The following is an 11503-nucleotide window of genomic DNA, read 5'->3' as shown; positions in this document are numbered from 1 at the left end:
GATGCAACAACTGGTTTATGTGGTCGATGACGACCAGGGCATGCTCGATTCGACGCTCTGGCTGCTGGAGTCGGTGGGGCTCAAGGGCGTGCCGTTTACCAGCGGTCGTGCCTTTCTCGACGCCTGCGACCCGGCGGTCAATGCCTGCGTGCTGCTCGATGTACGCATGCCGGGTATGGGTGGGCTCAATGTGCAGGAGGAGATGCGCGCACGGGGTATCGACCTGCCGATAATTTTCGTCAGCGGTCACGCCGACGTGCCCATCGTGGTGCGCGCGTTCAAGGCCGGCGCGGTGGATTTCATCGAGAAGCCCTACAACGAGCAACTGCTGCTCGACAGCGTGCAGCAGGCGCTGGAGCGCCGTAAGCCTGTAACCAGGCGCGATCCGCGTCTGGCCGAGGTACAGGCGCGGCTCGATCAACTCACCCCGCGTGAGCGTGACGTGCTGTTGCCATTGGTGCGCGGCTACACCAACCGTGAAGTCGCCGAGCAACTCGATATCAGTGTGAAAACCGTCGACCTCTATCGCTCACGGGTAATGAAACGCATGCAGGCCGAGACGCTGGCCGAGCTGGTGGGTATGGCTATCGCCGCCGGTCTGGTGGACAGCCTGGCGTTGCGTGAGCCGGTGCGCGCCTGAGCCTTCAGGCGGAGCCCTGGCGCAGGTCGAGGGTGGCTCGGCCATAGGCGCCGATCTGTTCGGCCGGCTGCGGGACGCCATACAGGTAGCCCTGGAAGTGGCGACAGCCCAGGCGTAGCAGAGCATCGCGCTGTGCCTGGCTCTCTACGCCTTCGGCGATGACGCGCAACTCGAGCGCCTGCCCCAGGGCGAGAATGGTCCGCACGATGGCGGTATCGCTGGCATTGTCGAGCAGGTCGCGAACGAAGCTGCGGTCGATCTTCAACTGGTCGAGTGGCAGGCGTTTCAGGTAGCTGAGTGATGAGTAGCCGGTGCCGAAGTCGTCCAGCGAGAAGCGCACGCCACGAGCCCTGAGTTGCTCCATCTTGTTGATCAGCGCTTCGATGTCCTGCACCAGCTGGCTCTCGGTCAGCTCCAGCTCCAGCTTGTGCGGGTTGGCTCCGGTCTTCTGTAGCGCGCTGAGTACGTCGGTGACGAAGTCCGGATGATGGAATTGGCGGGCGCTGACGTTGATCGCCACGGTCAGCTCGGCGCGCTGCGGGTCGTTGGCCCATGAGGCGAGTTGCTGGCAGGCCGAGTGCAGGATCCAGCGGCCCATGGGCAGGATCAGCCCGGTGCTTTCCGCCAGCGGGATGAATTCGCCAGGCGGTACCAGACCGCGCTGCGGGTGCTGCCAGCGCACCAGCGCCTCGGCGCCGAGCAGCTCACCCCTATCATTCACCTGCGGTTGGTAGTGCAGAAGCAGCTGAGCTTCGCTCAGCGCGCGGCGCAGCTCGTGCTCCAGGGTGGCGCGGGCGGCCAGTGCCTGCTGCATGCGCGGGTCGAAGAAGCACAGGGTATTGCGCCCGGCGGCCTTGGCTTCATACATCGCCAGGTCGGCGTGCTTGAGCAACTCCTCGGGCCTGTCATGGGGCTGCGAGAATAGTGCGACACCGATGCTGGCGCTGCCGCTGTGGCTATAGCCGGGCAGCTCGAACGGGGTGGCCAGAGCGCGCAGCAGCTTTTCTGCGACATGCTCGATAGTGGCGATGGCAGCCTGAGGCTCGGGCTCGAGGTTCTCCAGGATCAATACGAATTCGTCGCCGCCGAGGCGCGACAGGCTGTCTTCGAGGCGCACCTGATTGAGCAGGCGCTCGCTGACCTGTTGCAGCAGCAGGTCGCCCATGTCGTGGCCGAGGGTGTCATTGAGCTGCTTGAAATTGTCCAGATCGATGAACAGCAGCGCGCCCTCACGTCGACTGCGTGCGCTGCGGGCCAGGGCGAACTGCAGGTGTTCGAGCAGCAGGCGGCGATTGGGCAGGCCGGTGAGCGCGTCGTAATAGGCGAGTTGATGGATCTGTTCGAGGTTCTTCTTGTGCTCGGTGATGTCGGTGGAAATGCCGCACAGGGCATAGATGCTGCCATCGGCCGCACGCAGCGGCAGCTTCACCGAAAAGTAGGTGCGCTCGTTACGGCCGTAGCGATCACGGTTGGTTTCCTCGCTCTCGATACGCTCGCCAGCCAGTACGCGTCGGTCGTTGATGCCCAGTGCTTGCGCCGTGTCACTGTCGAAGAAGTCGGCATCGCTATGACCGATGACCTGTTCGGCGCTGCGTCCGAATAGCTCGCAGACCTTGCGATTGGCGTACTGATAACGCAGTTGCGGATCCTTGATGTAGATATGCGCCTCGACGCTGTCGAGGATGGTATTGAGGCGCGCTTCGCTGGTCTTTAGGTGTCGGGTCTTGTCTGCGACCTGGCGGCGCAACAGCAGGCTGCCGCCAATGGCCAGCGTCAGCATTGCGGCGAGCAGCGCCAGGCCCCACCAGAACAGGACGGGCACGCTGCGCTGCTGAGGTGTGCCGCTCCAGCGCTGCAGCACCTGAAAGTAGATAGAGCCAGGCGCTGATTGCCAATTCTGCAGGTGGTGGTCGATGGCGCTGAGCAGCTCGCCGTTGGTACCCTTGCGCGTGGCGTAGAACAGCTGTGCGGGCTGGAACATGATCGGTGTCGCGCTCAGGCGGTAGTTGGCGGCGTGATAGTCACCGAACAGCTGATTGGCCACCACTGCATCGGCCTGTTCGGCAAGCACCATGGCAAAGCCCTGGCTCAGGTCGCTGAGCGGAATCATCTGCGCCTGCAGACCGAAGCTATCGAGCAGGCTCTGCAGATACTGGAACTGAATCGACCCCTCCAACGCTGCGATACGCAGGCCGCGCAGGTCGAGCACGCTCTGCAGGCGCAGCTCTTCGTGGCTGTACAGCTGTGACCAGCTGAATAGCGAAGGCACCTGGTGGAAATCCATCAGTTGTGCCCGCTCCTCGCTGAAGGCGACATCCGGCAGCAGATCGATCTCGCCGTCCTGCAGCAGTTGCAGGCATTGCTGCCAGGCGCAGGGCACTGCCTGCAGTTGCCAGCGTTCCTCGTTGGCAATGGCCTGCAGCAGTTCGCCGAGAATGCCTGATGGTTGCCCGCTGGCATCAGCAAAGATCTTTGGCTCGTTGGCGTACACGCCGACCCTGACCGTGCGTGACTCTGCGGCGCTGCTCCAGGCGCAGCCCAGCAGGTACAGACACAGCAGCAGGTTAACGAGGCGGGGTGACGAGAGGGGCTTCATGCGCGGGTCGACTTCCATGGACAGAATTCCAGCAGCCTGTTCTGCAGTATGGCCGTCTATACCGAGTATGCGAGCTCAGGACGGTGCTCAGTCGGCCCAGCCGCTATAGACATGGGTCATGGGCCTGGGGCCTTTCAGGTAGCCGGTATCCAGTTGGCGGATATGAAAGCCCCCGGCCTCGATCAGTGCGGGTATGTCTCGATCCAGATGGCAGCCGCCGGCCAGCGGTTTCCACAGCGGCGTCAGGCGTTTCTGCCAGCGCACCACAGGCAGATCCGGCGCCAGGCCATGTTCGCAGAACAATAGACGACCACCGGCTTTCAGCACCCGGCGCATTTCCCTGAGTGCGGCCAGCGCATCGGGGATGGTGCACAGGGTGAAGGTACAGACGATGTCGTCGAAGCTGGCGTCCTCGGCCCGAATCTGCCCCAGCTCCAGGGCGATCATTTCCACCGGCACCTGGCAGCGCGCGGCGCGTTCACGGGCCAGGCGCTGCATGTCGGCGGACGGGTCGACGCCAACGATCACCTCGACCCGCTGCGGATCGTAGAGGCTCAGGTTGAGGCCACTGCCGATGCCGATCTCCAGTACTCGGCCCTTGGCCAGCGGCAGGATCTGCGAGCGGGCTTTCATGACCGCGCCCATGCCGCAAGCGAAATCGATCAGATACGGCAGCACGTGGCGGTCATAGAGGCGCATGGTTCAGGCTTCGTCTTGCTCGTCGTCGCCGTCATCGTTGTCGCCGCGATAGGCAGCGAAGCACTTGAGGCTATGGCCGACTTCGCTGCCCTCGATCAGCCAGCTGTCGTCCGCTTCGCTGTAGCGCGCAGCCTGCACCGACGCCAGGGAAAACTTCCACAGGCGGCGTTCACGGCCGTCGATGCAGTGCACCTGCAGCAGGGGTTTGGCGGCGCTGTCACTGCCAGCCGTGCCGGCGCTGATCTGCGCCAGCAATTCGGTGTCGAGGTCGAACTGCCAGGCGTACAGGCCGTCGATCTCGAGCATGTCGGCGTCTTGCAGGGCCTCGATCAGGCTTGTGGGTTTCATCGTTTCATCCACGGTATCAGCGCCCCAGCCGGCGCAGGTCGGCAGACTCTATCACGCGCACGCCGTCTTCCTCTTCCAGGGCCAGGCGCCACAGTGCGCGGGCCAGGGCGCAGGCGTCGATGCCGCGATACTTGCCTGGTAGCCAGCGCAGCAACGGGGCGGCGAGGCGCTCGCCGAGACGAAATTCGTGCCGCGCGCCGAGCAGTAGCGACGGGCGGGCGATGGTCAGTTGCGGCCAGTCCATGGCTTTCAGCGCCTCTTCGGTCTCGCCTTTGATGCGGTTGTAGAACACCTTTGATCCGGGGTTGGCACCGAGGGCGCTGATCACCACCAGATGCCGTGCGCCCAGCTCGCGAGCGCGACGAGCGAAGGCCAGCACCAGGTCATGATCGACGGCACGGAAGGCTTCCTGCGAGCCGGCCTGCTTGATGGTGCTGCCCAGGCAGCAGAAAGCGGTATCGACCTGGCCGGACAGCTGCGGCAGCAGCGCTTGCAGGTCGCCCACCGGGTTTTCCAGGTGCGGGTGCGCGGCCAGTGGGCGGCGCGTAGGTGCCAGCACGCGGGCGACCGTCGGCTCGCTGAGCAGGCGGTCGAGCAGGTGTTCACCGGTGAGTCCGGTGGCGCCAGCGATAAGGATGTGCTGCGGGGTCAGGTACATGCAGTTGTCTCTTGTCCGTTACAGTTCAGCTTAGTCCTTTGCCGGGCCACTGGCCAAGGCACTGAGCGCACGCTCGGCCTGGCTCTGACGCAGGTTGCGCCAGTGCTGGAGTACGCCGCGTGGCGCCCAGATCTGCGGTTCGGAAGGTTCGAAGCCGTCGCTCTGCTCACGCTCGGCGACGCGTTCCTTGGCCAGCTCGAAGGCCCGCTCGAGGTTGTCGGTTTCGCCCAGCGCCTCGGCGAACAGGGCGCGACCGAAGTAGGTGAAGTCGTTCTCTTCACTGCAACCGAAGGACACCCGGTCGGCACGTGCGGCGGTCATCACCAGGGTCTTTTCGTCTTTCAGTGGCGGGATGAATCCGCCGGAATAGCAGGCAGAGATCACCACCACCTTGTTGCGCTGCTTGAGTGGAGCTAGCAGGGCAGCCAACTCGCTGGCGGGCAGGTCGGCCAGTTGCAGGCGCGGCTGGTCGAGATTGAGCTCGTGACGGCGCGAGCCGTGGCTGGTCAGATAGATGAAGATCAGGTCTTCTTCGCCACTGCGTTCGGCCAGCGCCTGCACCACGCGGGTGAGATTCTCGCGGGTGGCCAGTGGGCGGTCGGCGAGATGGTCGCGGTGGTTGATCAGGCTGATGCTGCCATGGGCGCCGAAGCGCTCGCGCATCAGCCGGCTGACGTAGTCGGCTTCGCGCATGAATACGCTCTGCTTGCCGTCGCCGGCCAGGGTCAGCGCATACAACTCGCGCGCCGGTGTCGATTCTGGAATCGCGGCGATGGCTTCATCGAGCAGGTGCCCTTGTTGCAGCAGGCCCAGCTCGAGGCTATCGGGCAACACCTGGCCCTGTTCGTCACGTACCAGGCGGCCGCGTTGCCAGGTGCCGGACTGGCGGCTGCCATCGGCCAGGGTCAGGGTACCTGTACCGCTGTACTCGCCAGCCGAGAAGCGGCCCCGGTAGGCGCTGCCATCGCTCAGCGTGAGCAGGCCTTCACCTTCATACTGCCAGTCGGCGAACTCGCCGAGGTAGCGGGTGCCGGCGCCGTCGGTATATTCACCGGGGCCCTGCATCACGCCCTCGATGAACTCCCCGGCCCAGGTTTCGCCACTGGCGCTCTGGTAGCGGCCCTTGCCGTGGAATTCGTCATTCTGGAAACCGCCGCTGTAGTTGTCGCCATCGGCATTCTGGTAACTGCCCTGGCCGCTGAGCAGCCCCTGGGCGAACACGCCGCTGTACTGGTTGCCGTAGGCGTCGCTGCGCACGCCCTGGCCCTCTGGTTGACCGTTGACGAACTGGCCCTGGAAGCTGCTGCCGTCGGCCATCTCCAGTTTGCCCAGGCCATGGAAGCGGTCGTTGAGAAATTCGCCCTGGTAGCGTTGGCCGCCCTGTTCCAGCAGGCCGACGCCGCTGAATCTATTGCGTTCGAAACCGCCCTGGTAGCGGCTGCCATCGCTGTAGGTCAGGGTGCCCTGGCCATGGAACATGCCTTCGTGGAACTCGCCCAGATAGTGCTCTCCACCTGGGCCTTGCCATTCACCGCTGCCTTCGAGCATGCCGTCCTTGAATTGGCCGACGAACCAGCTGCCGTTGCGGTAGTCCAGGCGTCCCGGCCCTTGCAACAGGCCGTCGACTATCTCGCCGCGATACTGGCCACCATCCGGCAGGGTGGCATTGGCCGGCAGCAGCGGGCGTGCTTCGTCGCAACCGGCGAGCAGCAGAGACAGGCAAAGAGGCAGCAAGCGCAGGGCAAGGGGATTCATGAGGGACGTCCAGGTCGGTGCTTTGTCCGCAGTATGCCGCAAGCCTGGACGCTTGCGTTGCCGAGTCGCACGCTTTGCTGATGTGAGAACTCTCCCGTTCCGGCGGATGACACCGGAAACGGGAACAGGCAGGGGTCAGACGAAACAGAGGGTCAAGGGTTCGGCAATATAGGCCGGCTTCTCCTGGCCTTCGATCTCCAGTACGGCGCGGGCCTTGAGCAGCCACTGGCCGGGATTCTTCTCGCTGGCGTCGGTCAGGGTGACCACCAGGCGCACCTTGGAGTCGACCTTGACCGGCTGGATGAAACGCACGCTGTCGAGACCGTAGTTCACCGCCATCTTCAGGCCCTGCGGCATGATCATGATCTTTTCCATCAGCATCGGCACCAGCGATAACGACAGGAAACCGTGGGCGATGGTGGTGCCGAAGGGGGTCAGTTTGGCCTTTTCCGGGTCGACATGGATGAACTGATGGTCGCCGGTGCACTCGGCGAACTGATTGATGCGCTGCTGGTCGATGGTCAGCCACTCGGACTTGCCAAGTTCCTTGCCAACATAGTCCTTGAGCTCTGCTACGGGTACGAACGGCATAGTTCCTCCTTGAGGACGCGGGTGTTTTTCTTGTGTGCGTGAAACCGTTGCGGCCTAGATCATCACGGGGCCGGCAGCGGGTCAAGCCTGCCTTGGCGTAATGAATGACGCGGCATAGGCCAGCCTGACGAAGCAATACAGAGGCCAGCGCGCCTATAATGGCCGACATGCCCCAATAGATGCCCGGAATCCCCTCTAGTAGGCCGTTGAAAAACTACCTGTGTTGTCTTGCTGCGTTAAAAACAGGCTAAAAGTTCTCATATACAGCTCGTAAACTCCGCTTTTTCGCCTGTTTTTGCGGGGCCGCCACCGGTATTGCACTGACTGCCTCGCCTACGTTTTTCAACGGCCTACTCGCGAGCGGAAATACGGCCATCGCTCGTCTTCTGGAGACCTCAAACATGCTGCTTCGCGGCCTTTCCTGGCTGGTGCTATGCCAGTTGCTGGGTACCGTTCTCAACGTCCTGCTGTTACCGATGTTGCCAGGGCCGATCATCGGCATGCTGCTGTTGTTCGTTTTTCTCATGCTGCGCGGCGAGGTGGGCGAGCCGCTGAGCGTTGCATCCAGCAGCCTGCTCAAATACCTGCCGCTGATTCTGGTGCCACCCGCCGTGGGTGTGATGGCCTATGCCAGCGATATCGCCGCCGATTTCTGGGCCGTGGTCGGCGCGCTGGTGCTGTCGCTGCTGGTATCGCTGGCCTTCGCCGGCTGGCTGATGCAGAAACTGATCGAGCGCCAGCAGCGCCGGGAGGACGTATGAGTCCCGATTGGCAGGGCGCCTGGCAGGCGCTGACCCATCACCCGTTGTTCGGCATCGGCATCACTCTGGGCGCCTATCAGTTGGCCATGGCCGCCTACGAGCGTACTCGCTGGGTATTCCTGCAGCCGGTGCTGGTGTCGATGCTCACGGTCATTGGCATCCTGCTGCTGTGCGGTCTGAGTTTTGCCGAATACCGGAGCAGCGTTGCGGCGCTGACTCTGCTGCTCGGCCCGGCCACCGTGGCCCTGGCGGTGCCGCTGTATCTCAACCTGCGGCGGATTCGTCAGCTGTTCTGGCCGATCATCCTGACCCTGCTGGTTGCCGGCACCTTCGCCACCGTGCTTGGTGCGGGGCTGGCCTGGTTGTTCGGTGCCGAGCGGCTGATGCTGATGAGCATGGCGCCCAAGTCGGTGACCTCGCCTATCGCCATGCTGGTGGCTGATCAGATCGGCGGTATCGCGGCGCTGGCGGCGGTGTTCGTGATGATCACCGGGGTTATCGGTGCCATCGTCGGGCCGTCCATTCTGCGTCTGTGCAGGGTTCATCATCCGGCGGCGCAGGGCATGGCCCTGGGCATCACCGCGCATGCCGTGGGTACCGCGCGGGCACTACAGGAGAGCGATGAGTGCGGTGCCTTCGCGGCATTGGCGATGAGTCTGATGGGGGTGATCACCGCCGTACTGTTGCCTCTGGCGATTGTCATGCTCCTGTGAGAGCCTGCCTGACCATCCCTGATGTTCCGGCAGCCTTGCGTAGATAACAGGCCGTAAACCATGAAGCTCCCGCTGTTCCCGCTCAATACCGTACTGTTTCCCGACTGTGTGCTCGACCTGCAGATATTCGAGGCGCGCTACCTGGACATGATCAGTCGCTGCATGAAGCAGGGCAGTGGTTTCGGTGTGGTGTGCATCGTCGAGGGCGCTGAAGTGGGCGCAGCCGCCAGTAGTTTTGCCGCGATTGGCTGCGAGGCCCTGGTGCGCGACTTTCAGCAGCGTACCAATGGGCTGCTTGGTATTCGCGTCAAAGGTGGGCGGCGTTTTCGTGTCGAGCGTGCCCAGGTTCTGCCTGACCAACTGACCGTCGCCGAGGTGCAGTGGCTTGAGGAACAGCCAGACAGCCCGCTGCAGGCCGAGCACGCCGATCTGGCCGCCCTGCACGCTGCCCTGGCCGAGCATCCGCTGGTGGCGGGGCTGGCCATGGAAGGCGTGGTCGCCGGTCAGCAGCAACTGGCCAATCAGCTGGCCTATCTGTTGCCACTGGAGCCTGCGCAGAAACTGCAGCTACTTCAACTCGATGACCCCGCTCTGCGTCTGGAGCAACTGCACGTCATGCTGGAAATGCTCCAGGGCGATGTCTGAAGCGACGTGTCAATACGCATAGCGCAGCAGCGCCGATGACAGCTGCCAGGTCGCCATGGCGCCCAGGACCGCGAGGCAGGCGGGCAGGACAATCCACCACAGGCGCGCCGGTAGCGCCGGCAGCGTTTCCTGGCGCTGACACAGCGCCAGGCTCAGGCCGCAGACGGCCGAGGCCAGCAGGGCGCCGGCGATGATGTCGCTGGGCCAGTGCACACCCAGGTAGACCCGCGACAGAGCGATCGCCGAGGCCGGCAGGCTCGCCACCACCAGCCAGGCCAGGCGCAGGCGTGCCGATTGACCACGGCCGGCCAGCACACCCAGCACCAGAAAGAAGGCAAAGGCTGCCGAGCTATGCCCGCTGGGAAAGCTGAAGGTGGTCAGTGGCTCGCTCAGCACGTCGGGGCGCGCCCGGGCAAAACCATGCTTGAGCGTGGTGTTGCCCAGCGCCGTGACCAGCAGGGTCGAGCCGGCGAACAGCAGGTGACGCCAGCGGCGTGCCAGTAGCAGCAGGATGCACAGCACCGCTGCGGCTACCAGCTGGATATGGAAATCGCCCAGTCGAGTGATGGTGCCGATCCAGCGATCCAGGTGCGTCTGGCGCTGTTCCTGGACCAGGGCCATCAGGCCCTGATCCAGTGCGTCGAGATGCGGCCAGCCGATGACGATGGCCAATAACAGCAACAGACTGAGACCGCCACCGAGCAGGCTGGCGCGCGGTTTTTCCGCCAGGCTGGCCTGGATGGTCAGCAGCAGAATCACTACGATACCCGCCAGCAGCACCGCCGCTTCTGTCCAGAAACCTTCTGCCATGGGGAGGCGCAGGGCCGCACCGGTCGCCCAGCCCGGTAGCAGGTACGCCACCGCCCAGCCGGCAGCTGCCACCAGACTGACCAGAACGAAGCGCAGCAGCGGCATGCTCAGCATGCCGGCTACCAGTGGCAGCATGGGGCGCAGCGGGCCGATGAAGCGACCGACCAGCAGGCTGGCCACGCCGTAATGGCGGAAATAAAGTTCGGCGCGCAGGATCCACTGCGGGTGGTGACGGAGCACCGGCAGGCGGCCGATGTTGTGCTTGAAGCGTCTGCCCAGCGAATAGGAAATCATGTCGCCACACAGCGCGCCGGCGTAGGCCAGCAGCAGCGTCTGCCACAACGTCAGTACGCCGCTGCCGGCCAGCAGCGCGACGCTGAACAGCAGCACCACACCGGGCAGCACAATGCCGACCAGTGCCAGGCACTCGAGCAGGGCGATAAGGAAGATCGCCAGACCCAGACACTGCGGGTTGCCACTAAGCCAGGTGGTCAGGTTGTCCAGCCAGACACTCATCGTTCTGCTCCCGAAACACTCAACAATCGATAATCACGCCCTTCGACCTGACCACGACGCAAAGGGTTGCGTGTGCAATGGCGTGCGTAGGTGGCGTCAACGAAACGGTAGGGCAGGTGCTCGTCGCGGCCCTTGGGAATGCCCAGGCGCGCGCACTGGATGATCACGTGCGGGCGTTCGCCGACATCCTCGACGAACAGCTGCTGCGGGTCGAAGCGACGCGCATCCCAGTCCGCTACTTTCAGGCCCAGCGCTTTGCACAGCAGCGTCTGCCCGGCGCACAAACGTTCGGGGGCGCGGGGCTGGTCGAGGCTACCTGGGTTGTTGCGTTGCATTGCCGCCAGGGCATCGGGGCCGCTGATGGCGTCGACCCAGGGATGCGCGGATTTGATCAGTACCGCGTTGCCAGGCCCATGAGCGCTGAAGTTCAGCGAATCGCCGCCGCGCGCGTAGTACATGTAGATATGTCCGCCATCAGCGAACAGTGCCTTGCGCTTCTCGGTGTAGCCGAGCGATGCGTGGCTGCCCTTTTCGACCAGGTAATAGGCCTCGGTCTCGATGATCCGTGCACTCAGCCACAGCGCGCCGACGCGATGGCGGATGACCTTGCCGAGCAACTCGCGGGCCAGCAACTGGGCATCGCGATCAAAGAAGGTATCGGGCAATGGCCTGGCGCCGGGCCAGGGTAAACTGAGGGTGGGTTCAGCAGGCTTCATCTGTCGCACGGTGGCTGGGTATCGGGCGGCGAGCATAACAACAAGAAGCTTAAAA

The 11503-nt window shown here is 63.8% G+C and carries 12 protein-coding genes; 4 read left to right on the top strand and 8 right to left on the bottom strand.

What is annotated here, in order from left to right:
* The first annotated feature begins 1 nt into the window (after position 1).
* Positions 2 to 640 carry a response regulator transcription factor gene (locus tag JWV26_RS06125; protein ID WP_093053107.1) on the top strand — a complete coding sequence of 213 codons (639 nt, stop codon included), beginning with the start codon at positions 2 to 4 and terminating at the stop codon, positions 638 to 640.
* A gap of 4 nt (positions 641 to 644) precedes the next feature.
* On the opposite strand, the gene JWV26_RS06120 is transcribed toward JWV26_RS06125, so the two are convergent.
* From JWV26_RS06120 to JWV26_RS06095, 6 genes are all read right to left on the bottom strand, one after another.
* Positions 645 to 3254, bottom strand: a complete 2610-nt coding sequence (locus JWV26_RS06120; protein WP_206418620.1) for an EAL domain-containing protein — start codon at positions 3252 to 3254, stop codon at positions 645 to 647.
* A gap of 69 nt (positions 3255 to 3323) precedes the next feature.
* The gene (locus JWV26_RS06115; RefSeq protein ID WP_206418619.1) at positions 3324 to 3935 is read right to left on the bottom strand and encodes a class I SAM-dependent methyltransferase; all 612 of its coding nucleotides are present in this window, start codon (positions 3933 to 3935) and stop codon (positions 3324 to 3326) included.
* Between the two features lie 3 nt (positions 3936 to 3938).
* Positions 3939 to 4283, bottom strand: coding sequence for a DUF5629 family protein (locus tag JWV26_RS06110; protein WP_206418618.1), 345 nt, complete (start codon positions 4281 to 4283; stop codon positions 3939 to 3941).
* Between the two features lie 16 nt (positions 4284 to 4299).
* Positions 4300 to 4941, bottom strand: a complete 642-nt coding sequence (locus tag JWV26_RS06105; RefSeq protein WP_074916592.1) for an oxidoreductase — start codon at positions 4939 to 4941, stop codon at positions 4300 to 4302.
* A gap of 30 nt (positions 4942 to 4971) precedes the next feature.
* Positions 4972 to 6696: a C13 family peptidase gene (locus JWV26_RS06100; protein WP_072424430.1), complete on the bottom strand. Its 1725-nt coding sequence runs from the start codon at positions 6694 to 6696 to the stop codon at positions 4972 to 4974.
* A gap of 135 nt (positions 6697 to 6831) precedes the next feature.
* A complete protein-coding gene (locus JWV26_RS06095) occupies positions 6832 to 7287 on the bottom strand; it encodes a MaoC family dehydratase (protein ID WP_017675516.1) in 456 nt (151 codons plus the stop codon).
* 401 nt (positions 7288 to 7688) lie between these two features.
* Between JWV26_RS06095 and JWV26_RS06090 the strand changes: the two genes are divergently transcribed.
* From JWV26_RS06090 to JWV26_RS06080, 3 genes are read left to right on the top strand one after another with little or no spacing between them, the layout of a single operon-like run.
* Complete coding sequence (locus JWV26_RS06090) at positions 7689 to 8048, top strand: CidA/LrgA family protein (RefSeq protein ID WP_003463039.1); 360 nt, start codon at positions 7689 to 7691, stop codon at positions 8046 to 8048.
* On the top strand, positions 8045 to 8761 hold the full coding sequence (locus tag JWV26_RS06085; protein ID WP_072424429.1) for an LrgB family protein: 717 nt from the start codon (positions 8045 to 8047) through the stop codon (positions 8759 to 8761). Before JWV26_RS06090 ends, JWV26_RS06085 begins: the two co-directional genes overlap by 4 nt.
* A gap of 60 nt (positions 8762 to 8821) precedes the next feature.
* Positions 8822 to 9406 (top strand): LON peptidase substrate-binding domain-containing protein, encoded by a 585-nt coding sequence (locus JWV26_RS06080; protein WP_206418617.1) that lies wholly within the window; start codon positions 8822 to 8824, stop codon positions 9404 to 9406.
* Positions 9407 to 9415: 9 nt separating this feature from the next.
* Here the strand turns inward: JWV26_RS06080 and JWV26_RS06075 are convergent, their stop codons facing one another.
* Entirely contained in the window at positions 9416 to 10732 is a 1317-nt protein-coding gene (locus JWV26_RS06075; RefSeq protein WP_206418616.1) for a bifunctional DedA family/phosphatase PAP2 family protein, read from the bottom strand.
* On the bottom strand, positions 10729 to 11448 hold the full coding sequence (locus JWV26_RS06070) for a DNA-3-methyladenine glycosylase (protein WP_074916761.1): 720 nt from the start codon (positions 11446 to 11448) through the stop codon (positions 10729 to 10731). The genes JWV26_RS06075 and JWV26_RS06070 overlap by 4 nt, the downstream gene beginning before the upstream one ends.
* Between the last annotated feature and the right edge of the window lie 55 nt (positions 11449 to 11503).

It is taken from the genome of Ectopseudomonas toyotomiensis, assembly GCF_017167985.1.
Lineage (GTDB): Bacteria > Pseudomonadota > Gammaproteobacteria > Pseudomonadales > Pseudomonadaceae > Aquipseudomonas > Aquipseudomonas toyotomiensis.
This window is presented reverse-complemented; position numbering and strand designations above follow the sequence as displayed.

What these genes read in the sequence shown, in the direction of transcription:
- JWV26_RS06125 (WP_093053107.1), top strand. Translation starts at nt 2, where the DNA reads ATGCAACAACTGGTTTATGTGGTCGATGACGACCAGGGCATGCTCGAT.
- JWV26_RS06120 (WP_206418620.1), bottom strand. Translation starts at nt 3,254, where the DNA reads ATGGAAGTCGACCCGCGCATGAAGCCCCTCTCGTCACCCCGCCTCGTT.
- JWV26_RS06115 (WP_206418619.1), bottom strand. Translation starts at nt 3,935, where the DNA reads ATGCGCCTCTATGACCGCCACGTGCTGCCGTATCTGATCGATTTCGCT.
- JWV26_RS06110 (WP_206418618.1), bottom strand. Translation starts at nt 4,283, where the DNA reads ATGAAACCCACAAGCCTGATCGAGGCCCTGCAAGACGCCGACATGCTC.
- JWV26_RS06105 (WP_074916592.1), bottom strand. Translation starts at nt 4,941, where the DNA reads ATGTACCTGACCCCGCAGCACATCCTTATCGCTGGCGCCACCGGACTC.
- JWV26_RS06100 (WP_072424430.1), bottom strand. Translation starts at nt 6,696, where the DNA reads ATGAATCCCCTTGCCCTGCGCTTGCTGCCTCTTTGCCTGTCTCTGCTG.
- JWV26_RS06095 (WP_017675516.1), bottom strand. Translation starts at nt 7,287, where the DNA reads ATGCCGTTCGTACCCGTAGCAGAGCTCAAGGACTATGTTGGCAAGGAA.
- JWV26_RS06090 (WP_003463039.1), top strand. Translation starts at nt 7,689, where the DNA reads ATGCTGCTTCGCGGCCTTTCCTGGCTGGTGCTATGCCAGTTGCTGGGT.
- JWV26_RS06085 (WP_072424429.1), top strand. Translation starts at nt 8,045, where the DNA reads ATGAGTCCCGATTGGCAGGGCGCCTGGCAGGCGCTGACCCATCACCCG.
- JWV26_RS06080 (WP_206418617.1), top strand. Translation starts at nt 8,822, where the DNA reads ATGAAGCTCCCGCTGTTCCCGCTCAATACCGTACTGTTTCCCGACTGT.
- JWV26_RS06075 (WP_206418616.1), bottom strand. Translation starts at nt 10,732, where the DNA reads ATGAGTGTCTGGCTGGACAACCTGACCACCTGGCTTAGTGGCAACCCG.
- JWV26_RS06070 (WP_074916761.1), bottom strand. Translation starts at nt 11,448, where the DNA reads ATGAAGCCTGCTGAACCCACCCTCAGTTTACCCTGGCCCGGCGCCAGG.